Here is a 26,183-nt window from a genome sequence, read left to right on the forward strand (position 1 = left end):
CGGCGCGGCGCGTTGTGCGGAATTGGTGAGGTGCGCGAACATTTGCCCATGGCCTCCCGACGACGTGACCAGGTCCCTGCCGTTGCCCTGCTGCTGACCGCGTCGCTGCTGGGTCTCGCAGCCTGCTCGGCGCCTCCCGAACAGGAGCCGGCGATCGAGATCGTCGCGCAGGACGGAGTGTTGGACCCGCTCGAGATCACGCTGACCGGGCTCGGTGCGGGGCGCGAGGTGCGGCTGTTCGCGACGACGGAGCTCGGTGAGACCGTGATGTCGTCCCGGGCGACGTTCGTGGCGGACGAGGACGGACGGGTGGACCTCGCGACGACGGCACTGACCGAGGGGTCGTGGACGACCGCCGACGCGATGGGGCCTTTCTGGTCCATGACCGGAGGTCGGCTCAGCGGGGATGCCGGGATCCTCACGAACGACCATGCCGTCCGGATCGAGGTCAGCGCCGACGGTGAAGCGTTGGCCGAGACGGTCGTCGAGCGGACCGGGTACGGGGCGGACGTCGAGGTCCGCGACGTGTCCGACGAGGGCATGGTCGCCGCGTACGCGACACCGGAGGGGCTCTCGGCCGACGTGTCGTTGCCGGCCGTGCTCGTGTTCAGCGGCTCCGAGGGGGGACTCGACAACGCCCGAGCCACCGCAGTCTGGCTCGCCGACCTCGGCTACCCGGCCCTGGCGATCAGCTACTTCAGGAGTCCGGGACAGCCGACCGAGCTCGCGGAGATCCCGGTCGAGACCTTCCTCTCGGGACTCACGTGGCTCCGCGGGCAGGCGGGGGTCGACACCGAGCGGGTCTTCACCTTCGGGGTCTCGCGCGGCGGCGAGATGGCCTTGTGGCTTGCGGCCAACCGCCCCGACGAGGTGTACGGCGTGTTCGCCCCGACCGGGTCGGGCACCGTGTACTGCGGCTACCCGGACGCGACGCGACCAGCCTGGACCGTGGAGGGGGAAGGGCTGCCGTGTGCTCCGTACGTGCGGTACGGCGTCTCGCCGGAGAAGCAGGTCGCCGTCGAGGAGATCGCAGCGCCGGTCGTCCTCGCGTGCGGGACGGCCGACCCGCAGTGGCCGGCCTGCGAGCTGCTCGCAGAGATGAGACCTCGGTTCGGCGATCCGGGGCAGGTCCGCGCGATCGTCCAGGAGGATGCGGGGCACTACCTCACGTACGCCCCCTATCTTCCCCTTGGCCTGGACGAGCCCGGCGCCATTCCCACGGCGACCCACCAGGCCCGCGTCGACTTCTGGAGGACGGTCGAGGAGGTCCTGGCTGAGGCGCGGCAGCAGTAGGCCCCCGGGATGGATCGAGGGGGCGCCCACCCGGCGCGGCGGGTTGTGGCGAATTGGTCGGGTGCGGGAGCATCCGCCCATGGCCTCCCGACGACGTGACCATGTCCCCGCTGTTGCTCCCCTGGTGACGGCTTCGCTGCTGGCCCTCGCGGCGTGCTCTGCGCCGCCCGCACAGGACCCGGCGATCGAGGTCGTGGCCCAGGAGGGCGCCTTCGACCCTGTGGCGATCACGCTGACGGGCCTCGGAGCAGGTCGCGAGGTGCAGCTCGTCGCCACGACGGACGTCGACGGGACGGCGATGTCGTCGAGGGCGACGTTCGTGGCCGACGAGGACGGTCGGGTCGACCTCGCGACGACGGCTCCGACCGAGGGGGCGTGGGCGACGCCCGACGCGATGGGACCGTTCTGGTCGATGACCGGTTCGCTCCGGCTCGGCCCGGCCGCCCTGTCGGTGGACCATGACGTCCGGCTCCTGGTGAGGGCCGACGGCGAGATGCTCGCGAAGACCGTCGTCGAGAGACGCGGCTACGGGGCGGACGTCGACGTCCAGGACGTGACCGACGACGGCATGGTCGCCGCCTACGCGCTGCCCGCGGGCTTCGCTGCCAGCGATCCCACACCCGCCGTGCTCGTCTTCAGCGGGTCCGAGGGTGGGCTGAGGAACGCCCGAGCGACAGCCGTCTCGTTGGCCGCGCTCGGCTACCCGGCCCTGGCGATCAGCTACATCAAGAGCCCGGGCCAGTCGTCCCGGCTGGAGAACGTGCCCGTCGAGACGTTCCTCGCCGGCCTCGCCTGGCTGAGGTCGCAGCCGGGCGTCGACCTCGAGCGGGTCTTCACGTTCGGGCAGTCGCGCGGCGGCGAGATGGCGCTGTGGCTTGCCGCGAACCGCCCTGACGAGGTGTACGGCGCCTTCGCGCCGACCGGCGCTGCCGCACTGGTCTGCGGCTACCCGAACGGGCAGGTGTCGGCCTGGATGATCGACGGAGTCGGCACGCCGTGCACCCAGTACCGGGCGAACGTCCCGTCGTCTCCGGGGGCGTTGGTCGACGTCGACGCGATCGTCGGCCCCACGGTGCTCGCGTGCGGCACGGCGGACCCCGTGTGGGCGGCGTGCCCGCTGCTCACGGAGGCGGCGTCGGGGTTCAGCGACCCGACGCAGGTGCGTTCTGTCGTGCAGCAGGATGCGGGACACTTCATCGTCCCTGCCCCGTACCAGCCCATCGCCCTGGACGAGCTGGGCGCGGACCCGGCAGCGACGCACCAGGCCCGCGTCGACCTGTGGAACGCGGTCGAGGAGGTGCTTGCCGAGGCGCGCCGGTAGCGCGGCCGTCAGCAGCCGACGCGCCCCTCCGAGGCGGCGAGGCTCGACGACGCGACGTGCCGGCCGCCGGCCCCGGGAAGGAGGTCGGCGCGCCGTCGCGGGTACGGGGACGGCCGCCGTTCCGTGGTGGAGCGGCGGCCGTCGGTACGTTCGACGCGGCGTGAGGTCAGCGCGCGCCGACCGCCTCCTCCGAGGGGCCCGCGGAGGCGGAGAGCGAGTCGAGCTCGGTCGCCTCCCACGTGGCCTGGCCGAGGCTCGGGATCATGGCGCCGAGCGCGGGGCGCCACGTGGCGAACTGCTGCGGGAAGCAGCGCTCGAGCACGTCGATCATCGCGGGGACCGCGGTCGAGGCGCCCGGCGAGGCGCCGAGCAGGCCGGCGATCGAGCCGTCCGCGGCCGCGATGACCTCGGTGCCGAACTCGAGCACGCCGCCCTTGGCCGGGTCCTTCTTGATGACCTGGACACGCTGGCCCGCGGTGATCTTCTCCCAGTCCTTGGGGTGGGCCGTGGGCATGAAGGCCTGGAGGGCCGTGAACTTGGCCTCGGGGCTCGCGACGAGCTGGCCGATCAGGTACTGCGTGAGGTCGATGTTCTTGAGTCCCGCACCGAGCATGGACCCGATGTTGTGGGTCCGCAGCGACGTGAAGAGGTCGAGCAGCGAGCCCTTCTTGAGGTACTTGGGGCTGAACCCGGCGTAGGGGCCGAACATCAGGTACGTCTTGCCGTCGACCACGCGCGTGTCGAGGTGCGGGACGGACATGGGCGGCGAGCCGACGTCGGCCTTGCCGTAGACCTTGGCCTGGTGCTGGGCGACGATCTCCGGGTTGTCGGTGCGCAGGAACTCACCGCTGATGGGGAAGCCGCCGTAGCCCTTGGCCTCCTTGATGCCGGCCTTCTGCAGCAGCGGCAGCGCGCCACCGCCTGCGCCGACGAACACGAAGCGGGCGTTGACCGTGCGGGGCCCCTGCTTGGCGTTCCAGGACACGTCCTTGACGGTGACGTCCCAGGTGCCGTCCTTGCGCTTCGTGAGGCGGTTGACCTCGTGCTGGAGGTTGAGCTCGACGTCGTTCGCCGTGAGGAAGTCGAAGAGCTGCGTCGTCAGCGCGCCGAAGTCGACGTCCGTGCCGCTCGTCGCGCGGGTCGCGGCGACGGCCTCGTCGCCGTCCCGGTCGAGGACCAGCAGGGGGGCCCACTGGGCGATGACCGCGGGGTCGTCGGTGAACTCGAGCTCGCTGAACAGCGGGTGGGCGCTCAGCGCGGTGAAGCGGCGCTTGAGGTAGTCCACGTTGGCCGCGCCGCGCACGAATGTCATGTGCGGGGTGTGGCTGATGAAGCTCGCGGGCTCGGGGAGGTGGCCCCCGGTGAGCAGGTGGTGCCAGAACTCGCGCGACACCTCGAACTGCTCGTTGATCGCGACCGCCTTGGAGATCTCGACGGTCCCGTCGGCCTTCTCGGGGGTGTAGTTCAGCTCGCAGAGCGCAGCGTGGCCGGTGCCAGCGTTGTTCCACGGGTTGGAGGACTCCTGGGCTACCGCGTCGAGGCGCTCGAAGACCTTGATGGTCCACGTGGGCTCGAGGAGCTTCAGGAGGGCGCCGAGGGTCGCACTCATGATGCCGCCGCCGATGAGGGCTACGTCGATGGTGTTCTGACCCGTTGTCTTCTTAGTCGCCACCGCTCGATTTTACGCTTGTGAAGGAGTGCACATGCTGTGCCGTCCGTCACGGTCGTGCGTCACACTTTTTCGGGACCAAGGTCCCTGGACGTCCCGCCCTAGGTCCCCGCGACGCGCTGATCTGGCGTTTTGACCAGAAACCTCGTATCTATGCGCCAGGATGGTCCTGACGGTCGCACTCGCCCCCCGTGACCCGACTCGCCCCGTACCCGCCCGACCCTTCTCGTGAGGCCCCCCACATGAGCACTCCCACCCCCGGCCGCGTCGTGGTGGTCGGCGCCGGCATGGTCGCCCACCGGTTCGTGAGCCAGATGATCGCACGCTCCCCCGAGGGGGCGTGGCACGTGTCCGTCGTCGGGGACGAGGACCGTGCCCCGTACGACCGCGTGCACCTGTCCGAGTACTTCACGGGACGCTCGGCGGACGACCTGACGATGGAGCCCTCGGTCTGGGCGGACCCGCGCACGGAGCTCGTCACGGGCGACGCGGTCGCGAGCGTGGACCGCGAGACGCGGACCGTCACGACCAGGTCCGGGCGCGTGCTCGCGTACGACCACCTGGTCCTGGCCACGGGCTCCTGGGCCTGGACGCCCCGCACCGAGGGCACCGACCTGCCGGGCGTCTTCAGCTACCGCACCCTGGCCGACCTCGAAGGGCTGCGCGAGTACGTCGAGCTGCGCACCGCGCGCCTGGGGCGCCCGCTGCACGGCGTCGTCGTCGGGGGAGGCGTGCTGGGCCTCGAGGCTGCGGCCGCGCTCCAGACCCTCGGCGCCGCCGCGACGGTCGTGGAGTTCGCCGACCGGCTCATGAGCGTCCAGCTCGACGACGCGGGCGGCGAGGCGCTGCGCGTGCTCGTGACCGACCGTGGGATCGAGGTCCGCACGTCGACCGGTGCCACGGGGCTCACGGCCGCGGGCGACGGCGCGGTGGGCGGCATGGACCTGTCGGATGGGTCGCGCGTCCCCGCCGACGTCGTGATCTTCTCGACCGGCATCCGTCCCCGCGACCGTGTCGCGCGCGAGGCGGGCCTCGCGATCGGCGAGCGCGGCGGCGTCGTCGTCGGTGCGGCGTGCCACACCTCGGACCCGGCCGTGTGGGCCATCGGCGAGTGCGCGTCGTTCGAGGACCAGTGCGTGGGTCTGGTCGCCCCGGGCAACGCCATGGCCGACGTCGTCGTCGACCGCCTGCTGGGCGGTGTCTCGACGTACTCGCCGGCGCCCGAGGGGACCAAGCTCAAGGGCGTGGACGTCGAGGCCGCGAGCTTCGGCGACGTGTTCGGGCTGACGCCGGGCGCGCTCGAGGTCACGTTCGCGGACCCGGTCGCGCGGACCTACCGCAAGCTCGTCGTCTCGGACGACGCACGGACCCTGCTCGGCGGCGTCTTCGTGGGCGACGCGGCCCTCTACTCGTCGCTGCGCCCCCTGCTGGGGCGCTCGCTGGGCGCCGACCCGTCGGCGTTCCTCGCCCCGGAGGGCGGCGCACCGGTGCTCGGCGGCGACCTGCCCGACGACGTCGTGGTCTGCTCGTGCGCGAACGTCACCGCCGGGACGGTCCGCGGGGCGGTGACCGAGCACGGCTGCACGAGCCTGGGCGAGGTCAAGGCCTGCACCAAGGCGGGGACCGTGTGCGGGTCGTGCGTGCCTGTGCTGACCAAGATCGTCAACACGACGCTCGAGGCCGCCGGCGTCACGGTGTCGAACGCGATGTGCGAGCACTTCACGATGTCGCGCGCCGAGCTCTTCGCGCTCGTGCGCCAGGACGGGCTGCGCACCTTCACCCAGATCGTCGCGGCGCACGGCACGGGTCGCGGCTGCGTGGTCTGCAAGCCCGTCGTCGCCTCGATCCTCGCGTCGCTGTGGGGCGGGTACATCCTCGACGGCGAGCAGGCCGCGCTCCAGGACACCAACGACCGCGCGCTGGCCAACCTGCAGAAGGACGGCACGTACTCGGTGGTCCCGCGCGTCCCGGCGGGAGAGATCACGCCCGAGAAGCTCATCGTGATCGGGCAGGTCGCGCAGGACTTCGGCCTGTACACGCGCGTGACGGGCGCCCAGCGCATCGGGCTCTTCGGGGCGCGGATCGACCAGCTCCCGGAGATCTGGCGCCGTCTGGTCGACGCGGGCATGGAGTCGGGGCAGGCGTACGGCAAGTCGCTGCGCGCGGTGAAGTCGTGCGTCGGCTCGTCCTGGTGCCGGTTCGGGGTGCAGGACTCGGTGGGCATGGCCGTTCGTCTCGAGCTCCGTTACCGGGGGCTGCGCTCGCCGCACAAGTTCAAGATCGGCGTCTCGGGCTGTGCGCGAGAGTGCGCCGAGGCGCGGGGCAAGGACGTGGGCGTGATCGCGACCGAGAAGGGCTGGAACGTGTACGTGGGCGGCAACGGCGGCTTCTCGCCCCGTCACGCCGAGCTGCTCGCCGAGGACCTCGACGACGAGACGCTCGTCGCGGTGGTCGACCGTTTCCTCGCGTACTACGTGCGGACCGCTGACCGCCTGCAGCGCACGGCCCCGTGGGTCGCGGACTTCCCCGGGGGGATCGTCGAGCTGCGCAAGGTCCTGGTCGAGGACTCGCTGGGCATCGCGGCCGACCTCGAGGCCGAGGTCGCCCGGCACGTCGAGTCGTACGTCGACGAGTGGGCGCAGACCCTCGACGACCCGGACCGCCTGTCGCGGTTCGTGTCGTTCGTCAACGCGCCCGACCAGCACGACCCCGACCTCGCCTACACGGGCGTGCGCGGCCAGGTGCGACCGGCCCGCCCCGGCGAGCCCTCCGACAACAACCCGGTGATCGCCCGCACGGTGGAGGTCCGTAAGTGAGCACGACGGCATGGACCACGGTCTGCCCCTTCGAGCGGCTCGTGCCCGAACGTGGTGTCGCCGCACTGGTCGACGGCACGCAGGTCGCGGTGTTCCGCCTCGCCGACGACCGGCTGTTCGCGGTCCAGCAGCGCGACCCCTACTCGGGGGCCAACGTTCTCTCGCGCGGGATCGTCGGCTCGGCGGGCGAGACCCCGACCATCACGTCGCCCATGTACAAGCAGGTCTGGGACCTGACGACGGGCCAGTGCCTCGACCCGAGCGGCAAGGAGCCCGAGGTCCTGGCGACCTTCGAGGTCGCGGTCGAGGACGGGACGGTCCTGGTCAGGGCCTGACCGGCTCACGGCGGCGCACGGGGACGCCCGAGGGCCACGGTGCGAGCGGGGGCAGCTCCACGGTCCTGCTGTCCCGGTGCGCGGCCGGGGTGGTGGCGGTCTCGCGGCCCGCGAGCCACGCGGCGACCTCCGCCGCGGAACCTGTCACGGTCGTGAGCGCGTCGTCGGCTCTGGGGGGCGCGGCCTGCACGCCGTCCGGCCCGACGACGGAGCGCGCCCCGTCCTCGTCCCGCACCACGAGCACGGGCGCGGACAGGCGCAGGCCCAGGAAGTCGAGCAGGTGGTCGGTGAAGGCGAGCCCCCAGGTCGCTGTCGGCGTGAGGCCCTGGGCCGTGCTGACCGCGCCGAGGTCGGTCGCGTGGATGCGGACCTCTCGCCACCAGCAGTCGAGGACGTCGGCGACCGTCCCGTCGCGGTACGTCACCGGGGCGTCCCACCGGGTGCGGTCGGTCAGGTCCCAGGCGGCGTCGAGCCGTGCACCTGCTGCCGAGAGCGCGGCGAGGTGCTCGTCGCGGGAGCAGGTCGCGCCGTCCTCGATCCCGGCGGCGCGCCCCTCGGCCCCACCCTCGTAGACCTCGGCCGTCTCGCCACGGGACGCGAGCTCGGCCTGGCGGGCGAGCGCGTCGCCGACCATCGCGACGTGGGACAGCACGTGCCCGACCGTCCACCCGTCGAGAGCGCTGGGGGAGCGGAGGGCGGCGTCGTCGAGCGTGCGGACGGCGTCGACGAGCCGGTGCAGCGCGTCGGCCGCGTCGGCCCGTGCGGCGCGCGTCTCGTCGGGGGTGGCGTGCGTACCGGTGGTGTCCTGCGTGGTCCTCGTCATGGCCAGAGCAGCCCCTTCTCCCAGTCGTGGCCGGATGCGCGGTAGCGCAGCCGGGTCTGTCCGCGGTCGTCCGACGCCTGCCAGAACTCGACCGACGTCGGCGCGAGCGCGTACGCGGTCCAGGCGGGATCGATCAGCGTCGCGTCGTGCTGCACGCGGGCGAGCGCGCCCGCGAAGGCGTCCCGGTACTCCTGCCGGGACGTCAGCGCCTCGCTCTGGTGGCCCACGAGCGCGGCGGCGCGCGACCCGTCCGGGCGGGCGAGGAAGTCGGTCGCGCTCGTCGCAGGCGCGGCGGGCGTCACAGGTCCGGCGACGCGGACCTGACGCCCGAGCACGGGCCAGAGGAACGTGAGGGCGGCGTGCGGGTTCTCCGCGAGGTCACGTGCCTTGGGGCTCGACGCGCCGGTCGCGAACCACCAACCCGAGGCGTCGACGTCCTTGAGGATCACGGTGCGCGCGTGCACCTCGCGGGAGGCCCCGGAGGTCGCCAGGGTCATGGCGTGGGGGAGGGGTACCCCGGCATCGATCGCCTCCTCGATCCAGGCGCGGAACAGCGTCACGGGATCCGACGGCGTCGCGTCAGGATCGAAGGTCGGCAGGCCCGGGGCGAAGGTCGGCAGGGCGCGGAGCCGTTCGCGGAGCGACGAGGGTTCGTGGGTGGAGGACGTCTCCGTGGGGTCGGCGTCGCGGTCGGCGCCCCCGGCGCTCATCGGCGTGCCGCCGTGCTCGGGTCCGGCGCCGGTTCGAGCATCGACACGAACCCCTCGACCGCGGCGCTCATCGCCGCCGGGTCGTCGAGTGCCCGCGCGAGCACGTACCCGCCCTGGACGATCGCGACGGCCGCGTACGCGCGGTCGTGCGCGGCGTCGTCGGGCAGGCCGGACTCCTCGAAGACCGCCCGGACCCGCGTGACCAGGCCCGCGAAGTAGTCGCGGACGGGGCCTCGCAGCTCCTCATCCGACATGACCGATGGGTCGCTCGTCAGGCGCCCGACCTTGCAGCCCGCGAGCGCCGGACGGGGCCGTTCGAGGTAGGCGACGAGGCGTTCGGTGGGTGAGCGGTCGGCGTCCTCGAGGTCGGCCGCGACGGAGGCGAGGGCCTCGTGGGTGGTCGCGCTGATCGCGGCGAGCGAGAGGTCGTGCTTGGTGGGGAAGTGGTGGTAGAGGCTGCCCTGCCCGACGCCGCTCGCCGCGAGGACCTGGCGCGGGCTCGTGCCCTCGACCCCCTGGGCCCAGAACAGGTCGCGGGCCGCGCGGACGAGGCGTTCGCGGCTGGGGAGGTCGGTGTCGCTCATGCCGACACCATACCTACCTCTAGGTATGGTGTCGAGATCTCGGCTGTCGCCAACGCGCAGGCGAGGCACTTGGAGGAACCCCACGACGGGCTGCGGTCCCGCCCAACGGGAGGCGGCCCGTGTGGTGCCGGTCGACCGAGGAGGGGAAGGGGGCGCGCGAGAAGGATCGAGGTCGTGAACCACGCTCCCGACCCTGAACCCGTCGCCCCGCAGACCGTCCGCGACCTCCTGGCCCCCCTCGTCGCCCGGGGACTCGCCGGAGCCGCGCCGACGCGCGCCCAGGCGCTGGCCGTGCTGCGGACGAGCGACGACGACCTGCTCGACGTCGTCGCCGCGGCCGGGCGCGTGCGTCGCCACCGGTTCGGCCGCCGCGTGCGGCTCAACTACCTGGTCAACCTGCGGTCGGGCCTGTGCCCCGAGGACTGCACCTACTGCTCGCAGCGCCTCGGCTCGACGACCCCCGTCCTGACGTACTCGTGGCTGAGCACCCAGGACGCGGTCGCCGCCGCCCGGGCCGGGATCGAGGGCGGCGCCCGCCGCGTCTGCCTCGTCGCGAGCGGACGCGGACCGAGCGACCGCGACGTGGCACGGGTGTCCGCGATGGTCGACGGGATCAAGCGCGAGCACCCCGACGTCGAGGTCTGCGCGTGCCTCGGCCTGCTGCGCACCGGTCAGGCCGAGCGGCTGGCCGCCGCGGGCGCCGACGCCTACAACCACAACCTCAACACGTCGGAGGCGACGTACGCCGACATCTGCACCACGCACGAGTACACGGACCGCGTCGAGACGGTCGAGCGTGCGAGAGGCGCCGGGCTCTCCCCCTGCTCGGGGCTCATCGCGGGCATGGGCGAGAGCGACGAGGACCTCGTGGACGTGGCGTTCGCGCTGCGAGACCTCGGGGCCGACTCCGTGCCCGTCAACTTCCTCGTGCCGTTCGACGGCACGCCCCTCGCCGGGACCTGGGACCTGACCCCTCAGCGGTGCCTGCGGATCCTCGCGATGGTGCGCTTCGTGTGCCCCACGGCCGAGCTCCGCCTCGCGGCAGGGCGCGAGGTGCACCTGCGCTCGCTCCAGCCGCTCGCGCTCGAGATCGTGAGCTCGATCTTCCTGGGCGACTACCTCACGAGCGAGGGGCAGGCCGCGCACGCGGACCTCGAGCTCCTCGCGGACGGACGGTTCGAGATCGAGGGGGCTCCCGGGGGTGCAGGCGCCGTCCTGGACGAGCCGGGCGCGGGGGCCGCGGCCCGGGACGGTGGGGCCCCGTCGGTCGAGACGGGCGGGCCGGCCGTGACGGCCCGCCGACGCGGACCCGGGACGACCGTCGCCCCCAACGCGTGAGGACGGGGGCGGCCCCCCGACCGGGTGTCGCGGCCTCGGAGGGGGCGGCGACCGCCGCCGATGAGTTTCGACGCGCGCGCCGGTCGGAGAGGGACCGCGTGGCGACGGAGCCACCCGAGAGACGGAGGACCTCCCATGGCCGCAGAACCCGCTCAGCCCACGACCCGGACCACCGAGCCCACCGAGCCCACCGAGCCCGGCGGTGCGCCAGCCGAAGTCCTCATGACGGACTTCTCGTCCCCTGGCGCAGCGCCCACCCCGTGGGCCGACACCCTGGCCCTGCTCCAGGGCGGCGAGATCTTCTGGCTGTCCACGGTCCGCCCCGACGGTCGCCCGCACGTCACGCCGCTGATCACGGTCTGGGCCGACGGCGCGCTCCACTTCTGTACCGGCCGCACCGAGCGCAAGGCCCGCAACCTCGCGGCGAACCCCGGGTGCGTCCTGACCACCGGGACCAACCGCATGAGCGAGGGGCTCGACGTCGTCCTCGAAGGAGCCGCCGAGCGGATCACCGAGGACCACACGCTGCGTCGGCTCGCCGACCGGTGGGCGTGCAAGTACGACTGGCACTTCGAGGTGCGCGACGGCGCCTTCTGGGACAGCGAGGCGCCCGCGGACGGCACGGACCCCGGGGAGCAGGCCACCGTGGAGGCGTTCGTCTTCCGGGTGCGGCCCACGACGGTCTACGCCTACGGACGCGGCGAGGACTACACCGCGACCCGGTGGAGGTTCGAGGACGGGGCTAGCGTGGAGGCGTGACACCCGCCCAGCGCCGTGTGCTGCTCGTCGCGATCCTCGCCTCGTTCGTGTCGTTCCTCGACGGGACGGTGGTCAACGTCGCGCTGCCCGCGATCGCGGAGGACATGGCCGGGGGAGCGCTCGACGGGCTCGCGCTCCAGCAGTGGGTCGTCGACGCCTACCTCATCACGCTCGGTTCGCTCATCCTCGTGGCGGGGTCGCTGTCCGACGTCCACGGTCGACGGCGCGTCATGTGGTGGGGGCTCGTCGGGTTCGCGCTCACGTCGGTCCTGTGCGCGCTGGCCCCGACCGGCGTCGTGCTCGTGGTCGCGCGTGGTCTCCAGGGCGTCGCGGGGGCGCTGCTCGTCCCGAGCTCGCTCGCGATGATCATCTCGTCGTTCAGCGGGGCCGCGCAGGCCAAGGCGATCGGGACCTGGACCGCGTGGACAGGCACCGCGATGATCGCCGGGCCTCTGCTCGGGGGAGTCCTCGTGGACACCCTGTCCTGGCGCTGGGTGTTCGGCATCAACCTGCTGCCGGTGGCCGTGACGCTGTGGATCCTGCACGGCATGGCGGAGGGCGACACCGAGACCGGTCGGCGCATCGACGTGCGCGGGGCCGTGCTCGCGGCCGTCGGTCTCGCCGGGCCGGTCTTCGCGCTCATTGAGCACGGGCGCTTCGGATGGTCGAGCCCGGTCGTGTGGGTCCCGCTCGTCGTGGGGATCGCGGCACTCGTCGCGTTTCTCGGCTGGGAGCGGCGCGCACCCGACCCGATGCTGCCGTTGTCCCTGTTCTCGGTGCGCAACTTCGCCGCGGGCAACGTCGCGACGGCCGCGATCTACGGCGCGCTCGCCTTCGGTGGTTTCGCCGTGACCCTGTTCGTCCAGCAGGTCGCCGGGTACAGCGCAACCCTCGCGGGACTGGCCCTGCTGCCCGTCACGCTGCTCATGCTGTTCCTGTCCTCGCGCTTCGGGGCGCTCGCGGGCCGGTACGGGCCACGCGCCTTCATGACCGTGGGCCCCCTGGTCGCGGGCGGCGGGTACCTTCTCATGCTCACCACGACCGCCGAGGCGAGCTACTTCACGCAGCTCCTGCCCGGCATCCTGCTGTTCGGCCTGGGGCTCGCCGTCACGGTGGCGCCGCTGACCGCGGCGATCCTCGGTTCGATCCCGGCCGCGGACGCGGGCATCGGGTCGGCCGTGAACAACGCGGTGTCGCGCATCGCGGGGCTCGTGGTCATCGCGTGCGCGGGGATCGTCATCGGTCCCGTGCTCGACGTCGCCGGGTTCCACCGGGCGCTCGTCGTCACCGCGGCGCTGCTCGTCGCGGGCGGCCTCGTGAGCTGGGCGGGCATCCGCAACGAGCAGGTCGTGGCCGCGGGCGCCGGACCGGCACAGGGCGCGGACGCGACCGAGGGCTGACCGGGCGCGTCGACGCGGTCGGTGTGGTCCCGGGGGACGCCGAGCGTGCAGTTCGGGTGGTCGGGTCAGGGGCGCGAACGACCCGAGCTGCACACTCGGTGAACGGAGCCCTGCGCTTCTGCTCGCGCGGTCCGCCTACTCGACCACGTGCAGGTCGTGCGGCGCGTCGTTGAGGCGACGGGCGCCGTCGGGCACGTCGTCCGGGAACGCGACCACGATGTCCTCGATACGGACCCCGAAGTTCCCCGACAGGTAGATCCCGGGCTCGACCGAGAAGCACATGCCGGAGACGATCGGCTGCTCCTCGCCCTCGATCATGTACGGCGGCTCGTGCGTCGTGAGCCCGATCCCGTGGCCCGTGCGGTGGATGAACTGCTCGCCGTACCCGGCGTCGGTGATGACGGCGCGCGCTGCGCGGTCGACGTCCTGGCACGTCGCGCCGGGCCGGACCGCGTCGACCCCGGCCTGCTGCGCCGCCCGGACGACCTCGAAGACCTCGCGCTGCTGCTCCGTCACGTCGCCGCCGACGTGCACCATGCGCGTCATGTCCGAGCCGTAGCCGTCCTTGAGGCCGCCGAAGTCGAGCACGACCATGTCGCCCTCCTGGATGACCCGGTCGCCCGCCTCGTGGTGCGGGTTGGCGCCGTTGGGCCCCGAGCCGACCACCGTGAAGTCGACCTGCGAGTGCCCGTGGTCGCGCAGGAAGCCCGCGAGGTCCGCCGCGACGTCGAGCTCGCGCCGCCCGCTGAAGCGGATCTCGACGATGTCGGCGAACGTCGCGTCGTTCGCCGCACCCGCGGCCGCGAGGCGCTCGATCTCGTCGGGCCCCTTGACCGCGCGCAGCATGGGCAGGGCCTGTGTCATCGCCGAGTACGACGAGCCCGGCAGCGTGCGCTGGAGCCCCAGCAGGTGCATGGCCCACGCCGAGTCGGAGATCGCGTAGTGCCCGGCGGCGTCGAGCAGGTCGGCCGTGACCGCGTACTCGTCGACGCCGTCCGTCCAGGCCGTGACGTGCAGGTCCGCGGCGCCGGCCGCGCGGTCGAGGTCCGGCCGCTCCAGGACGGGCACCACGATCGAGGCCTCGCCCTCGGCCGGGACCACGAGCAGCGTGATGCGCTCGGTCATGGCCGTGGGCGTGTATCCCGTGAAGTACGTCATGTCCGGGCCGGGGGTGACCAGCACCCCGGCAAGTCCGGCGTCGCGGGCCTGGGCGGCCGCGCGGTCGATGCGCGCGGCGAAGTCCTGTGCGGTGAACTCCCTCATGGGGCCAGCCTGCCACCGCTCTCGCGGGTGCGCCGGGCGAGGTGCCCGACGGCGGATCCCGTCCCGGGCGGGCGGCCCGCCCTCGGGCGGTGCGGGCGGTCAGGCCTTGCGGTGCTCCGCGACCCCGCGCAGGGCCTCGCGGCGGGTCCGCAGCTCCTCGCGACCCTCGCGCGTGATCTGCGCCCAGCTCCGGTTCTTCGTGACGCGCGCGTGGACGAGGCCCGCCTCGGTGAGGTCGTGGAGGCGGGCCGCGAGGTTGCGCTCCTCGATGCCGGTGAGGCGCCCGAGCGCGGGCTGGTCGGCCTCGTCGGCGTCACCGAGCACCGCGAGCACGCGCAGGTTGTCGGTCGCGGGGTCGCCGATGCTCAGGGCGCCGTCGTCGCCGGCCGCGAGGGTCTGCCGCTCGCCGCGCAGGGCGACCAGGGCCGCGGCCAGCAGGGCGAGTCCCAGGGCGACCGTCCCCGCGAGGGCGGGCGTGGACAGCGGCGGGAACATCGGGGAGGAGACCGTCGCGAGGCCGAACGAGACGGCCATCGTCACGAGCCCGGCGACCCACAGGAACCGGTCGGACGCGCGCAGCCCCAGGACGACGAGCCCGAGGCCCACGACGAAGGGCACGCCCGTCGTCCAGAGGATCCAGGGGAGGAGGAAGGCGATCAGTGCGCTCAGGACGAGCGCGATCCCGTACCCGTCGCTCCCGACGCCCACGCCCGTGGGCAGCCGCAGGGCGAAGGCCGCGACGTACGTCGCGACGAACCCGGCTGCGGGCACGAGCATGACGAGCCAGAGCCAGCTGACGTCGAGCAGCCCCGTGCCCGCGACGACCCAGGTCGTGACCCCCGCGACAGCCAGGGGGAGGGAGCGGGCGTGCCGTGCGGCGCGGGTCCGCAGGCGTGCGGAGTCGGCTGCGACGAGGGCGGGGACGGTGGCGGGCATGGGCTTCACGGTACGTCACCGACCAGCCACGGGGCGCGGAGCTCCCGGGGCGCGCGGCGCGTCGCAGGGGGATCCGCGTCCCGCGTGGGTCGCGTGGACGGCTCGGACCGTGGTTCAGACCGTGATGACGACCTTGCCGCGCACGTGCCCGGTCCTGCTCGCCTCGTGGGCCTTCGCGGTGTCGGCGATGTCGTAGACCTCGGCGACGTCTACCGTGAGCTGCCCGGCGTCGGCGAGACGCGCCAGCTCGGTCAGCCCCTCGACGTCGGGGCGCACCCACACGTAGTGCCCGCCGAGCTCGTCTCGGGCTGCCGCGTCGACGACCGAGGCGACCGTGCCGCCGTCGCGCAGGACGTCGGGCGTCGTGGCCAGCGCCTCGCCACCGATGTAGTCGAGGACGACGTCGACGCCGTCGGGGGCGAGGGCGCGCACGCGCTCGGCGAGGCCCTCGCCGTAGGTCACGGGCTCGGCTCCCAGCGAGCGCAGGTACTCGTGGTTGCGCTCGGACGCGGTGCCGATCACGCGAGCGCCGCGGGCGACCGCGATCTGCACGGCCATCGACCCGACGCCGCCCGCGGCCGCGTGCACGAGCACGGTCTGACCGCTCGTCACCCCGGCACGGTCGATCGTCTGGAGCGCCGTGAGACCGGCCAGGGGTGCGCCCGCGGCCTGCTCCCACGTCCACGCCGCGGGCTTGCGCGCCAGCGTGCGGACCGGGGCCGCGACGAGCTCGGCGGTCGTGCCGCCGGAGACCACGTCCTTGCGCACGTACCCGAAGACCTCGTCACCGACCGAGAGCTCGGGCGTGTCCAGGCCGACCCGCTCGACGACGCCCGCGACGTCCCAGCCCGGCACGACCGGGAACGTGGCGTCCATGATCGCGTCGAGGTAGCCCTCGCGGACCTTCCAGTCCACGGGGTTGACGCTCGTCGCCCTGACCCGGACCAGGACGGTGTCCGGCCCGACCTTGGGCGTGGGGAGCTCGCTGAGCTCGAGGACGTCGGCCCCGCCGTAGCGGGAGTAGGTGATGGCTCGCATGCAGGTGGCAACGGGCGGTGGTGCCGAGGCATTCCCCGGCACCGCCGCCCGTCGTGTCCTGGCAGGTCAGCCCTCGATCGCGCTCGGGTCCATGTACATGACCTCCCACAGGTGACCGTCGAGGTCGGAGAAGCTGCGCGAGTACATGAACCCCTCGTCCTGGGGCGGGTTGGTCTGCGACCCGCCCGCGGCGAGCGCCCGGTCGGCGAGCTCGTCGACGCCGGGGCGCGACTCGGCGCTGATCGCGTTGATGACCTCGGTCGCGCTCTGGGCGTCGACGATGTCCTTGGACGTGAAGCGCCGGAAGAAGTCGTGCGTCAGGAGCATGACGTAGATCGTGTCGCTGACGACGACGCACGACGCGTTCTCGTCGGTGAACTGCGCGTTGATCGAGAACCCGAGCTGCGTGTAGAACGCCTTCGACTTCTCGAGGTCGGCCACGGGCAGGTTGACGAAGATCTGGGTTCCGGTCATGACGTGCTCCTTCGGGCGAGCCGCCGGATGCTGCTCCGGTCGGCGAGGACGGGGTGTCGTCGGTGTAGACCGGCCCTCCCGGGAGAACTCATCGGCGCGCCCGGCGCGGCCCGCCCGGGCCCGAGCGCCCGCCCGGCGCGGCCCGCCTGGCGCCGCCCGCCCGGGCCCGAGCGCCCGGCGGGCCGGTCAGGACGGGCCGGTCAGACCAGCACCTCGCCGTCGCGGGCCACGACCTGGCCGCCCGCGACCACGAGCGCGCGGCCCGGTGCCCGGACCACGGCGTCCATGGTGTTCTCGGCGTCGACCAGCACGACGTCGGCGCGCGCGCCCTCGACGAGGTCGTGCACGGGCCGACCCACGAAGTGCGCGGCGTCGCTCGTCGCGAGCCGGGCCGCACGGACGATGTCCTCGTCGTGGCGGAAGCGCGCGAGCTGGGACAGGCGGGTCGTGAGCGCGAGCAGGTCGCCCGTGCCGTACGGCGCCCACAGGTCGCGGATGCCGTCGGTGCCCAGGCCGACCTTGACGCCGTGCTCGCGCAGCAGGTCGAGCGGGAGCGGGGTCGCGCCGATCGGGGCGACGGTCGTCATGCTGATGCCCGCGTCGCCCATGGCCTCGACGAGGTCGGCCATGCGGGTGGGCGGCAGCTGTCCGACCGCGAAGCCATGCGCCACGTTGACCTTGCCCTGCAGGCCCGCGCGGATCGTGCGCTCGATCATGAGCTCGATCTGGAACGCGCCGAGCTCTCCCCCGTCGTGGAGGTGGACGTCGACCCCGACGCCGCGGCGCTCGGCGATCTCGAACAGCCCGTCGAGCTGGGTCACGGGGTCGCGGTCGATCGAGGCGGGGTCGAGCCCGCCGATGTGCTCGGCCCCGGCGGCGGCTGCGGCGTCGAGCAGCTCGAGCACGCCGGGCCGGCGCAGGACGCCGTCCTGGGGGAACGCGACGATCTCGGCGTCGACCGCGCCGCCCAGGACGAACAGGGACTCGCGGACCACGTCGATGCCGCGCAGCCCGAGGCCGAGGTCGACGTCGACGTGGGTGCGGATCGCCGTCGTGCCATGACGGAGGAACTCGCGCAGGACGGCGACCGTCACGTCGACCCCGGGGATGCCGAGCTCGTCGCGGTGCTCGCGCTCGTGCGCGATGCGCCCCTGCGTGGTGGCCTCGCCGCCGTAGCTGACCCACGGCTTGCCCCACCAGCTCTTGTCGACGTGCGCGTGCGCGTTGACGAACCCGGGCAGGGCGAGCAGGCCGCGCCCGTCGACCTCGCCCGGGGCGGGCGTGCTGCCCGACGACGCAGCGTTCGCGGGGGAGTGCGGCGTCACCCGGGTGATGTGCCCGTCCGCGACGTGGAGGTCGACGGGGTCGCCGCCCCACGGCCGGACGTTGCGCAGCACCGAGACGGTGACCTGGGGAGAGGTGGGGAACGGGGGCATCGGGGGTCCTTCTTCCGGTGGTGCTGGCTCGCTGGGTGCAGGACCCACCCCCAGGGGCCCTCCGACGACAAATGGTATACCATTTCTCGCGAAGGGTTCCGGAAGGATGAGACGCATGAGCGCAGACCAGCCGTTCGAGCCCGAGGCGGACCGCGTCGCCCGGATCGTGCGCGAGCAGATCATCGACGGCGACCGCGCCCCCGGGGACAAGCTCGTCGAGCGTGACCTCGCGGCCGAGCTCGGCGTGAGTCGCGTCCCCGTCCGCGACGCCCTCAAGGCGCTCATCGCCGAGGGGCTCGTGACACCGCGCCCCCGCACGTGGGCCGTCGTGCGGACCTTCACCGACGCCGACGTCGAGGACCTCATCGAGGTGCGCTCCGCGCTTGAGACCCTGACCTTCCGCCTCGCCGCCGAACGCAGGACCCCCGACGCGCTCGCCGCGCTCGAGGCCGTCCTCGACCGCGAGGCCCGTGCCGCGCGCGACCACGACGCGAAGGCCGCGCACCGCGCGGGCGCCGACTTCCACGAGCTCGTCGCGACGACCGCCGCGAGCCCGCTCCTCGACGAGATCGGCGCGATCACCGCGAGCCGCCTGCGCTGGCTCCTCGGGCAGCACCTCGACCTCCAGGAGATGGTCGACGAGCACCGGGGGCTCCTGGCCGCGATCCGCGCGGGCGACGGGCAGGAGGCGGCGCGGCTCGCCGTCGGGCACCTGCGGACGAGCCGCGACGCCGCGCAGGCCCGGCGCGGTACCCAGGGCCCCGCGCGAGGCTGAGAGATCAGCCCTCCCGGCGCACGTCCCCGGGCGACTTGTCCGGCCGCCAACCCCGCCACACCGCGTGCCGCAGCTTGCCGTCGCCGTCGGGGGCGCTCGTCCAGTCCGCGTAGTCGACCTCGCCGACCAGGTGCGGCGTGACCCAGCGGGCGTCCGAGGCGTCCGCCGGCGGGACGTCGAGGGCCGGGTTCGTGACCCGCTCGATCCGGCCGAGCCGGGTCACGAGGTCGCGCCGGTCCTTCTCGGTGAAGCCCGACCCGACCCGGCCCACGTAGCGCAGCCCCTCGTCGTCGGGCACCGCGAGCAGCAACGAGCCGACCAGGTGCGACCTGTCCCCGTGGCCCGGGCGCCACCCGACCACCACGACCTCCTGGGTGTGCGAGTGCTTGACCTTGATCCAGCTCCGCGAACGCCGCCCGGCCGTGTACGTGCTCGTGCGACGCTTGGCCACCACGCCCTCGAGACCGAGCTGCCTGCTCGTCGCGACGGCCCCCGCGAGGTCACCGTCGAACGCGGGCGGCACGTGCACGATCCCCGACCCGTCGACCAGGTCCTCGAGGATCGCTCGGCGCTCGTCGTAGGTACGCCGGACGAGCGAGCGACCGCCGACGGACAGGACGTCGAACAGCATGAGCTCGACCCCGACCGTGGCGCGCGCCGCCGCGACGTCACCCGCCCGGGTGAGGTTCGCGCGGTGCTGGAGCCGACGGAAGCTCGGGCGACCGCGTGCGTCGAGCGCCACGATCTCGCCGTCCACGACCACGGGCAGCTCCTCGGCGGGGACGCGGGCCGCGAGGTCCGCGAGCTCGGGGTAGGTCACGGTCATGTCCTTGCCGCTGCGGCTCACGAGACGGACCGTCGCCGTCCCTCGCGGGGCGGCCGCGACCTGTGCGACCACCCGGAAGCCGTCCCACTTCATCTCGTAGGCCCAGTCGTCGGGGTCGCCCTCGGCCGTGAGCGTCTCGACCGTCCCGGCGGTCGCGAGCATCGGGCGGGGGAGGGCGGTGCCCGCGGGCTCGTCGTCGGGCTCGGTGGGGCGCTGCCCGGTCGTCTGGCCGCGTGGTCGCGCGTCCGGTGTCGTGCGCCGTGGCGCCCTCTGGGGCGCCCGCTGTGGTGCCCGCCCCTCGTCGCGCGGCGCCATGAGGTGGATGAGCCAGTTGTTCTCCTCGGCTCTCCCTGAGGTGCCGGAGGACCCGTGGCCCCCCGTGTGGATGAGCGCGAGCCGCCGCGTCCCGTGCTGCTCGCCGTGCAGCGTGACGATGACCTCTTCGTCGTCGCGCCACTTCTCGAGCTCGTACGTGCCCGCGTCCCAGATGGTCACCTCGCCGCCGCCGTACTCGCCCGCCGGGATGGACCCCTCGAACGAGCCGTACGCGAGCGGGTGGTCCTCGGTCTGCACCGCGAGGTGGTTCTGCTTCGTGTCGGTCGGCTCGCCGCGCGGCAGGGCCCAGCTCACGAGGACGCCGTCGTGCTCCAGGCGGAAGTCCCAGTGCAGGCGGCGCGCGTGGTGCTCCTGGATGACGAAGGTGTTGCCCGCGCTCGTCGGTGGGGCCGCGGCCGGGACCGGCTCGGGGGTCCGGGAGGCGTCGCGCTTGGCGCGGTAGGTCTCGAGGCGGTCGCGCCGCGGTGCGTCTCGTGGCTCGCCGTCGTCTGGGCGCCCGCTGCCCGACGGCGTCTCACCCTTGCGCGCGAACGTCGCCATGCGCTCGGGCGTGGGTTCGAGCGAGGCCAGGTGGCCGGCGGTGAGAGCAGCGAGCGGGTCGCCCACGCTCTGGACGCGCTCCACGACCTGGTCCTTGTCGAGCTGCGCGAGACCAGGGTCGTCGAGCTCGTCCCACGTGCGCGGTGCCGCGACCGTGGGGTGGGCGCGGCCACGCAGCGAGTAGGGCGCGATGGTCGTCTTGCTGCCGTTGTTCTGGCTCCAGTCGACGAGCACCTTGCCGCCGCGCAGCGCCTTCTTCATGTCGCTCACGACGAGGTCGGGGTGCTCGGCCTCGAGGTAGCGGGCGAGCTCGTGCGCGACCGCGCTGACCTCGTCGGTGGTCTGGCGGCCGTCGAGCGCGGCATACAGGTGGATGCCCTTGGACCCGCTCGTCACGGGCAGGGGGTCGAGGCCCATGCCGCGCAGCACGTCGCGGGCCAGGCGCGCGACCTCGGCGCACTCGGGCAACCCTGCGCCCTCGCCCGGATCGAGGTCGAGGACCAGGCGGTCGGGATTCTTCTGGACACCGGTCCGCCCGAACTGCCACTGCGGCACGTGGATCTCCAGGGCGGCGATCTGCCCGAGCCACGTGAGGGTCGCGAGGTCGTTGACGAGCGGGTACTCGTTCGCGTGGTCCTTGTGCTGGATCGTGCGGCGCCGGACCCACGTGGGCGTGCCCGCGTCGAGGTTCTTCTGGAAGAACACGGGCCCGTCGACGCCGCTCGGCCAGCGCTTGCGCGTGGCCGGGCGGTTCGAGGCGTGGGGGAGCAGGACGTCCGCGACCGCGGCGAGATAGGCCAGGACCTCGCCCTTGGTCGTGCCCGTCGCCGGGTACAGGACCTTGTCCAGGTTGGTGAGCTTGAGGCGGTGACCGCCGACGCTCACGGTCTGCGCCGCCGTCGAGGTGGCCATGGGTCCATGGTTGCCCGGGGCGGGCGGGCGCGCTCGGCGGGGCGGGGTCTGGTGCTGGTGGCGGCGCGGGGCGGGCCGGAGCCGGGGCTGATGCCGGGGACGGGGCCGCCGTTCACCGAGTGTGCAGTTCGGGCTGTCTCCCGGCCCGCTGGACCGCCCGAACTGCACACTCGGCGGGCGGCGCTCCGACGGACGCGGGCAGCGGTCCGACAAACGCGGGCAGCGCGCAGGCAAGCGCGCCCAGCGCGGAGCGGCGCCGAGCCTCCCAACCTCAAAAGTGCAGTTGTGCAAGATTTGCAGTCGTGCATATAGTGCAGTCATGCAGACCGCCCCGACGTCCCTCCGCGAACGCAAGCGCGCCGAGACCTGGCTCGCGATCCACCAGGCGGCCGCCGCACTGGTTCGCGAGAAGGGACTCCAGCACGCGACCGTCGAGGAGATCGCCGCCACGGCAGGCGTGTCCCCGCGGACGTTCTTCAACTACTTCACGACCAAGGAGGAGGCGATCCTGGGGCTCGTGCCACCACACGTCTCCGACGAGGCGCTCGCGGCCTTCCGTGCCACGACCGAGGGGCCCGCGTTCGAGCGGGTCGTGCGGTTCCTGCTCTCGATCCTGCGGTCCACGCTGCACCCGGGCGTGCCGTTCGCCGAGCGCAAGGCGCTCGTGCGTGAGCACCCCGAGCTGCGCAAGCACGCCATGGGCTACCTGTCCCAGGTCGAGGGACTCGTCAACGACATGCTGTCCGACCGGGCCGAGGACGGGACGGGGTTCAGCGAGCTCGCGTCGCTGGGCCTGCCCGACAGCCCCGACACCGCGCGCGCACTCCTCATGCTCGCCGGCACCATCATGCGCTTCGCGTACTCGCGCGACCCCGGCACCGCCCTGAGCGACGCCGACGCCGAGGCCGAGATCGGCGAAGCGATCACCATCTTCCGAGAAGTCTTCGAGGCCACGCTATGACCACCACCCCCCGAGCCGGCAGCACGCCGGCACCCACCCGGGGCGCGACGACCGTCGCGCCCGAGCCGTCGACCCCTGACGCCCCGGCGGCGTCCCCGAAGGATCGCGGGATCGTCCTGCTCTTCCTGGGCCTCATGGTCACGATGCTGCTCGCGTCGCTCAACCAGACCGTGCTGTCGAGCGCGCTGCCCACGATCGTGGGCGAGCTCGACGGCGTCGAGCACATGAGCTGGGTCATCACGGCCTTCATCCTCGCGTCGACCATCACCATGCCGATCTACGGCAAGGTCTCCGACGTGCTGGGGCGCAAGCCCCTGCTGCTGACGGCGATCCTGCTCTTCATGGCGGGTTCGGTCATCGGCGCGGTCGCGGGCGACATGAACCTGCTCATCGTGGGTCGCACGGTCCAGGGGCTCGGCGGCGGCGGGCTCATGATCCTGTCGCAGGCCGCGATCGCCGACGTCATCCCCGCCCGCGAGCGCGGCAGGTACATGGGCATCATGGGTGCCGTCTTCGCGGTCTCCTCGGTCGCGGGCCCGCTGCTCGGTGGCTGGTTCACCGAGGGGCCCGGCTGGCGCTGGGTCTTCTGGATCAACATCCCGCTGGGTGTCCTCGCGGCTCTCGCGACGGTCTTCCTGCTGCACCTGCCCAAGAAGGCGCGCAGTGCCGAGCGTGTCCGCCACGACTACCTCGGCATGGCCCTCATGGCCGTCGCGACCACGGCGCTCGTCCTGGTCGGGACGTGGGGCGGCTCGCAGTACGCGTGGGGCTCGGCGACGATCCTCGGCCTGATCGCCCTCGCCGTCGTGGCGGCCGTCGCGTTCGTGCTCGTCGAGAAGCGGGCCGACGAGCCGATCATCCCGCTGCACCTGTTCGCCGACCGCAACTTCACGGTCACGACGATCGCGGCCCTCGCGACGGGCATCGCGATGTTCGGCGCGATCGGCTACATGCCGACCTATCTCCAGATGGTGACCGGTGCCAGCGCGACGGTCGCGGGCCTGCTCATGATCCCCATGATGGGTTCGCTGCTCGTCACCTCGGTCGTCACGGGCCAGATGGTCTCGCGGACCGGGAGGTACAAGGTCCTCCCGATCGTCGGCTCGCTGATCCTGGGCGTGGGCCTCGCCCTGCTCTCGACCGTCGAGGCCGACACCGCGACCCCGATGATCTGCGTGTTTCTCGCGGTGATCGGGATCGGGCTGGGCAGCAGCATGCAGATCCTGACCCTGATCGTCCAGAACTCGTTCCCGCTGCGCGAGGTCGGGACCGCGACCGCGGCCAACAACTACTTCCGTCAGGTCGGTGCCACGCTGGGCTCGGCCGTGGTCGGCAGCGTCTTCATCTCGCGCCTGACCTCGCTCATCGCGGAGAAGTTCCCGCAGGGCACGGGGTCGGCGGGCGGGACGGGCTCGCTCACCCCGGACCTGGTCCAGTCCCTGCCCGACGGCGTGCGCGCCCTCGTGATCGAGTCCTACAACGAGGCGCTGGTGCCGCTGTTCCTCTACATGGTGCCGCTCGCGGTCATCGCGGCGATCGCCCTGTGCTTCGTCCACGAGAAGCCGCTCGCGACCTCGGTCGAGCACGAGATCGCCGCGGAGTCGCTGGCCGAGGGGCAGCTCCTGGTGACCGACGCGGAGGCTGAGGCCGACGGCGACGAGGTGAGCGACGCCGTCGGGCCGGGGGAGAGCGTGAGCGCCGGGGCGCGCCCCGAGCGGTAGACGTCTCCCGCCGAGCAGGACGAAGGGTCGCCCGACATCGTGTCGGGCGACCCTTCGTCGTGGGTGGGTCCGTCAGGCGGTCGTGGCGCCCGCGGTGGCGAGCTCCGGTCCCGGGCGGTCCTTCGCGAGCTCCTGGTAGGACTTGTGGTCCGTGAAGAGCTCGTCGCGCAGCGGGTTGCGGCGCTTGGTCACGATCACCTTGACCTGGTAGACGGCGACCGCGACGTTGGCGAGCAGCGAGATCAGGCTGACCACGAACAGCGCCTTCGGGTCGTGCGAGGAGTCGACCGCGAACGACGAGTCCGAGACGAACGTCGGCACGGCCATCGTGAACATCATCCAGAACGCGAGCGTGTGGGCACGGTGCTGGAGCCAGGCGCCCTTGCGCAGGAAGAACGCCGGGATCGTGCAGCTGATGAGCAGCGCGGCGCCCGCGTAGAACGCGTGGTCGCCCACGCAGTTGTAGACGTACGCGAAGTTCCACAGGTCGTACGCGATGATCCAGAACCACATCATGTCGGGCCAGACCATGTCCTTGAAGCGGTCGCGCGTGATGTAGATGCCGGCCCAGCCGCAGATCGTCAGCAGGTTCAGGATGCCCGCGATGCCGTTCATGACGTTCCACGAACCGCCGACCATGAACACGCCGTCGACCATGCCGTCCATGCCGGAGACCTGGAAGTCACGGATCACGGCCTCGGCGATGTTGAGCGCCAGGATCGCCGGCGGGAAGAGCAGGGCGTACTTCATCTGCCCGATGCGGGGGAAGTAGCGGATGAGCATGAAGCCGATGCAGCCGGCGAGCGCCGAGTACACCTTGACCCAGTGGAACCAGGTGCCGGTCGAGGAACCGGCGCCCGCGGTGTAGGGCCAGACGAAGATCGTCAGCACGATCGGCAGGACGATGAAGATCCCGATCGCAGCGGTCTTCGACCAGCGGACGAGCTCGTTGAGGCCGACGAGGGCCGCGAGCACCACGAACCACATGACGGCTGCTTGCCAGGGGATGGAATCGAAGAGGAACACGTCGCTCCCTTTCTCAGGACGACGGGACGGCGGGTGGCCGCCCGGGGTGGGGGACGGTGCGGCAGGTGAGCGAGCCCGGTCCCGGCGCACCGTCGGGGTCCGAGCCGTCGCGTCACTCGGTGTCGGAACGCGCCTCCTCCAGGTGCAGCACCTGCCGCACGATCGTCACGAGCACGGCGTCGTCGACCTCCGGGGTGTTCCGGGCGAGGCCGACGAGGCCGTAGACGAGGACGTAGAACGTCTCGGGGACGTGCTCGATGCCGATGTGGTGCCGGGCCGCGTACGCCTCGACGGTCGTGGCGCCGATGCACTCGACCACGGCCCGCACGGCCTGGTCGAGGAAGCGGTTGTAGAGGCCTGCGCTCTCGGTGCGCTGCATGTCGTCGCGTAGCGGGGCGACCGCCCGCAGGTGCGTGCGGAACATGGCGATGCAGTCGACGAGGGCCTTCTCGATGTTCCCGGGCTCGCGCGCCGCGTCCCACGCGCGCACGGCCTCCACGAACTCCGCGACGTAGCCCTCGAGCACCGCGTCGACGAGCGCGTCCTTGTCGGGGAAGTAGTAGTAGACGAGGCCCCGGGCGATGCCCGCGCGCTCCGCGACCTCCTTGGTCGAGGTGCGGGCGATGCCCTGCTCCGCGAACAGCTCGCGGGCGGCGTGCACGATCTCCTCGGCACGTACCTCGGGTGCTGAACGTCGCCGCCTCGGCGTCGTCGCGTCGGTCATCGGAGCCCCTTCCTGAGCTGATACCTGGACGCTAGATCCACTATTGACACAGCGTCAACAGTGTTCGGCCAGGTCAGGACGTAGGTCCCGGGAGCCGGGGCCCTAGGGCCCGTCGAGCAGCGCAGGCGGGGCCACGACCTGAGACGGGCGGTGGCCCGCCGCGGACG

The 26,183-nt window shown here is 72.7% G+C and carries 22 protein-coding genes; 10 read left to right on the top strand and 12 right to left on the bottom strand.

The genetic code is table 11. The annotated features are described in order from the left end of the window. The first annotated feature begins 48 nt into the window (after positions 1–48). Together ACFVQ3_RS00935 and ACFVQ3_RS00940 are read left to right on the top strand one after the other, a co-directional pair. On the top strand, positions 49–1,293 hold the full coding sequence (locus tag ACFVQ3_RS00935) for an acyl-CoA thioesterase/BAAT N-terminal domain-containing protein (protein WP_387633956.1): 1,245 nt from the start codon (positions 49–51) through the stop codon (positions 1,291–1,293). 79 nt (positions 1,294–1,372) lie between these two features. Further along, on the top strand, positions 1,373–2,614 hold the full coding sequence (locus ACFVQ3_RS00940) for an acyl-CoA thioesterase/BAAT N-terminal domain-containing protein (protein WP_387633958.1): 1,242 nt from the start codon (positions 1,373–1,375) through the stop codon (positions 2,612–2,614). Positions 2,615–2,780: 166 nt separating this feature from the next. Here ACFVQ3_RS00940 and mqo read toward each other — a convergent pair whose 3' ends face one another. Next, positions 2,781–4,286, bottom strand: a complete 1,506-nt coding sequence (mqo, locus tag ACFVQ3_RS00945) for a malate dehydrogenase (quinone) (RefSeq protein ID WP_387633960.1) — start codon at positions 4,284–4,286, stop codon at positions 2,781–2,783. Positions 4,287–4,525: 239 nt separating this feature from the next. Between mqo and nirB the strand changes: the two genes are divergently transcribed. Continuing rightward, positions 4,526–7,099, top strand: coding sequence for a nitrite reductase large subunit NirB (nirB, locus tag ACFVQ3_RS00950; RefSeq protein WP_387633962.1), 2,574 nt, complete (start codon positions 4,526–4,528; stop codon positions 7,097–7,099). Continuing rightward, on the top strand, positions 7,096–7,434 hold the full coding sequence (nirD, locus tag ACFVQ3_RS00955; RefSeq protein ID WP_387633964.1) for a nitrite reductase small subunit NirD: 339 nt from the start codon (positions 7,096–7,098) through the stop codon (positions 7,432–7,434). Before nirB ends, nirD begins: the two co-directional genes overlap by 4 nt. Here nirD and ACFVQ3_RS00960 read toward each other — a convergent pair. The 3 genes from ACFVQ3_RS00960 to ACFVQ3_RS00970 are packed head-to-tail and all read right to left on the bottom strand — an operon-like array spanning position 7,424 to position 9,551. Further along, a complete protein-coding gene (locus ACFVQ3_RS00960) occupies positions 7,424–8,257 on the bottom strand; it encodes a maleylpyruvate isomerase family mycothiol-dependent enzyme (protein WP_387633966.1) in 834 nt (277 codons plus the stop codon). The two genes, nirD and ACFVQ3_RS00960, sit on opposite strands and share 11 nt — an antisense overlap. Further along, positions 8,254–8,967, bottom strand: a complete 714-nt coding sequence (locus ACFVQ3_RS00965) for a pyridoxal 5'-phosphate synthase (RefSeq protein ID WP_387633968.1) — start codon at positions 8,965–8,967, stop codon at positions 8,254–8,256. The genes ACFVQ3_RS00960 and ACFVQ3_RS00965 overlap by 4 nt, the downstream gene beginning before the upstream one ends. Then, on the bottom strand, positions 8,964–9,551 hold the full coding sequence (locus tag ACFVQ3_RS00970; protein WP_387633970.1) for a TetR/AcrR family transcriptional regulator: 588 nt from the start codon (positions 9,549–9,551) through the stop codon (positions 8,964–8,966). Before ACFVQ3_RS00970 ends, ACFVQ3_RS00965 begins: the two co-directional genes overlap by 4 nt. A gap of 174 nt (positions 9,552–9,725) precedes the next feature. Here ACFVQ3_RS00970 and bioB point away from each other — a divergent pair, with 174 nt between their 5' ends. From bioB to ACFVQ3_RS00985, 3 genes are all read left to right on the top strand, one after another. After that, a complete protein-coding gene (gene bioB, locus ACFVQ3_RS00975; RefSeq protein ID WP_387633972.1) occupies positions 9,726–10,889 on the top strand; it encodes a biotin synthase BioB in 1,164 nt (387 codons plus the stop codon). A gap of 135 nt (positions 10,890–11,024) precedes the next feature. Then, positions 11,025–11,648: a pyridoxamine 5'-phosphate oxidase family protein gene (locus tag ACFVQ3_RS00980; RefSeq protein WP_387633974.1), complete on the top strand. Its 624-nt coding sequence runs from the start codon at positions 11,025–11,027 to the stop codon at positions 11,646–11,648. Continuing rightward, the gene (locus ACFVQ3_RS00985; protein ID WP_387633976.1) at positions 11,645–13,048 is read left to right on the top strand and encodes an MFS transporter; all 1,404 of its coding nucleotides are present in this window, start codon (positions 11,645–11,647) and stop codon (positions 13,046–13,048) included. Before ACFVQ3_RS00980 ends, ACFVQ3_RS00985 begins: the two co-directional genes overlap by 4 nt. Positions 13,049–13,183: 135 nt before the next feature. Here ACFVQ3_RS00985 and ACFVQ3_RS00990 read toward each other — a convergent pair whose 3' ends face one another. From ACFVQ3_RS00990 to ACFVQ3_RS01010, 5 genes are all read right to left on the bottom strand, one after another. After that, the gene (locus ACFVQ3_RS00990) at positions 13,184–14,311 is read right to left on the bottom strand and encodes a M24 family metallopeptidase (protein WP_387633977.1); all 1,128 of its coding nucleotides are present in this window, start codon (positions 14,309–14,311) and stop codon (positions 13,184–13,186) included. 99 nt (positions 14,312–14,410) lie between these two features. Continuing rightward, positions 14,411–15,247 carry a hypothetical protein gene (locus tag ACFVQ3_RS00995; RefSeq protein WP_387633979.1) on the bottom strand — a complete coding sequence of 279 codons (837 nt, stop codon included), beginning with the start codon at positions 15,245–15,247 and terminating at the stop codon, positions 14,411–14,413. A 114-nt stretch (positions 15,248–15,361) separates the two neighbouring features. Further along, a complete protein-coding gene (locus tag ACFVQ3_RS01000) occupies positions 15,362–16,285 on the bottom strand; it encodes an NADP-dependent oxidoreductase (RefSeq protein WP_387633981.1) in 924 nt (307 codons plus the stop codon). 66 nt (positions 16,286–16,351) lie between these two features. Then, on the bottom strand, positions 16,352–16,759 hold the full coding sequence (locus ACFVQ3_RS01005) for a VOC family protein (RefSeq protein ID WP_387633983.1): 408 nt from the start codon (positions 16,757–16,759) through the stop codon (positions 16,352–16,354). Positions 16,760–16,959: 200 nt separating this feature from the next. Beyond that, positions 16,960–18,195 carry an amidohydrolase family protein gene (locus ACFVQ3_RS01010; protein ID WP_387633985.1) on the bottom strand — a complete coding sequence of 412 codons (1,236 nt, stop codon included), beginning with the start codon at positions 18,193–18,195 and terminating at the stop codon, positions 16,960–16,962. 115 nt (positions 18,196–18,310) lie between these two features. On the opposite strand from ACFVQ3_RS01010, the gene ACFVQ3_RS01015 reads away from it, so the two are divergent. Further along, positions 18,311–18,970: a GntR family transcriptional regulator gene (locus ACFVQ3_RS01015; protein WP_387633987.1), complete on the top strand. Its 660-nt coding sequence runs from the start codon at positions 18,311–18,313 to the stop codon at positions 18,968–18,970. A 4-nt stretch (positions 18,971–18,974) separates the two neighbouring features. On the opposite strand, the gene ACFVQ3_RS01020 is transcribed toward ACFVQ3_RS01015, so the two are convergent. After that, positions 18,975–21,584, bottom strand: coding sequence for an ATP-dependent DNA ligase (locus ACFVQ3_RS01020; protein ID WP_387633989.1), 2,610 nt, complete (start codon positions 21,582–21,584; stop codon positions 18,975–18,977). 319 nt (positions 21,585–21,903) lie between these two features. On the opposite strand from ACFVQ3_RS01020, the gene ACFVQ3_RS01025 reads away from it, so the two are divergent. Both ACFVQ3_RS01025 and ACFVQ3_RS01030 read left to right on the top strand, forming a co-directional pair. Further along, positions 21,904–22,545, top strand: coding sequence for a TetR/AcrR family transcriptional regulator (locus tag ACFVQ3_RS01025; RefSeq protein WP_387633991.1), 642 nt, complete (start codon positions 21,904–21,906; stop codon positions 22,543–22,545). Beyond that, positions 22,542–24,266, top strand: a complete 1,725-nt coding sequence (locus tag ACFVQ3_RS01030; protein WP_387633993.1) for an MDR family MFS transporter — start codon at positions 22,542–22,544, stop codon at positions 24,264–24,266. Before ACFVQ3_RS01025 ends, ACFVQ3_RS01030 begins: the two co-directional genes overlap by 4 nt. A gap of 72 nt (positions 24,267–24,338) precedes the next feature. Here the strand turns inward: ACFVQ3_RS01030 and ACFVQ3_RS01035 are convergent, their stop codons facing one another. Both ACFVQ3_RS01035 and ACFVQ3_RS01040 read right to left on the bottom strand, forming a co-directional pair. Beyond that, a complete protein-coding gene (locus ACFVQ3_RS01035; RefSeq protein ID WP_387633995.1) occupies positions 24,339–25,292 on the bottom strand; it encodes a DUF5692 family protein in 954 nt (317 codons plus the stop codon). A 112-nt stretch (positions 25,293–25,404) separates the two neighbouring features. Then, entirely contained in the window at positions 25,405–26,016 is a 612-nt protein-coding gene (locus ACFVQ3_RS01040; protein ID WP_387633997.1) for a TetR/AcrR family transcriptional regulator, read from the bottom strand. Positions 26,017–26,183 lie beyond the last annotated feature (167 nt).

The sequence above is a fragment of the Oerskovia sp. NPDC057915 genome (genome assembly GCF_042887685.1).
GTDB lineage: Bacteria > Actinomycetota > Actinomycetes > Actinomycetales > Cellulomonadaceae > Oerskovia.

What these genes read in the sequence shown, in the direction of transcription:
- ACFVQ3_RS00935 (WP_387633956.1), top strand. Translation starts at nt 49, where the DNA reads ATGGCCTCCCGACGACGTGACCAGGTCCCTGCCGTTGCCCTGCTGCTG.
- ACFVQ3_RS00940 (WP_387633958.1), top strand. Translation starts at nt 1,373, where the DNA reads ATGGCCTCCCGACGACGTGACCATGTCCCCGCTGTTGCTCCCCTGGTG.
- nirB (WP_387633962.1), top strand. Translation starts at nt 4,526, where the DNA reads ATGAGCACTCCCACCCCCGGCCGCGTCGTGGTGGTCGGCGCCGGCATG.
- ACFVQ3_RS00960 (WP_387633966.1), bottom strand. Translation starts at nt 8,257, where the DNA reads ATGACGAGGACCACGCAGGACACCACCGGTACGCACGCCACCCCCGAC.
- ACFVQ3_RS00965 (WP_387633968.1), bottom strand. Translation starts at nt 8,967, where the DNA reads ATGAGCGCCGGGGGCGCCGACCGCGACGCCGACCCCACGGAGACGTCC.
- ACFVQ3_RS00970 (WP_387633970.1), bottom strand. Translation starts at nt 9,551, where the DNA reads ATGAGCGACACCGACCTCCCCAGCCGCGAACGCCTCGTCCGCGCGGCC.
- ACFVQ3_RS00980 (WP_387633974.1), top strand. Translation starts at nt 11,025, where the DNA reads ATGGCCGCAGAACCCGCTCAGCCCACGACCCGGACCACCGAGCCCACC.
- ACFVQ3_RS00990 (WP_387633977.1), bottom strand. Translation starts at nt 14,311, where the DNA reads ATGAGGGAGTTCACCGCACAGGACTTCGCCGCGCGCATCGACCGCGCG.
- ACFVQ3_RS00995 (WP_387633979.1), bottom strand. Translation starts at nt 15,247, where the DNA reads ATGCCCGCCACCGTCCCCGCCCTCGTCGCAGCCGACTCCGCACGCCTG.
- ACFVQ3_RS01000 (WP_387633981.1), bottom strand. Translation starts at nt 16,285, where the DNA reads ATGCGAGCCATCACCTACTCCCGCTACGGCGGGGCCGACGTCCTCGAG.
- ACFVQ3_RS01005 (WP_387633983.1), bottom strand. Translation starts at nt 16,759, where the DNA reads ATGACCGGAACCCAGATCTTCGTCAACCTGCCCGTGGCCGACCTCGAG.
- ACFVQ3_RS01010 (WP_387633985.1), bottom strand. Translation starts at nt 18,195, where the DNA reads ATGCCCCCGTTCCCCACCTCTCCCCAGGTCACCGTCTCGGTGCTGCGC.
- ACFVQ3_RS01015 (WP_387633987.1), top strand. Translation starts at nt 18,311, where the DNA reads ATGAGCGCAGACCAGCCGTTCGAGCCCGAGGCGGACCGCGTCGCCCGG.
- ACFVQ3_RS01020 (WP_387633989.1), bottom strand. Translation starts at nt 21,584, where the DNA reads ATGGCCACCTCGACGGCGGCGCAGACCGTGAGCGTCGGCGGTCACCGC.
- ACFVQ3_RS01025 (WP_387633991.1), top strand. Translation starts at nt 21,904, where the DNA reads ATGCAGACCGCCCCGACGTCCCTCCGCGAACGCAAGCGCGCCGAGACC.
- ACFVQ3_RS01030 (WP_387633993.1), top strand. Translation starts at nt 22,542, where the DNA reads ATGACCACCACCCCCCGAGCCGGCAGCACGCCGGCACCCACCCGGGGC.
- ACFVQ3_RS01040 (WP_387633997.1), bottom strand. Translation starts at nt 26,016, where the DNA reads ATGACCGACGCGACGACGCCGAGGCGGCGACGTTCAGCACCCGAGGTA.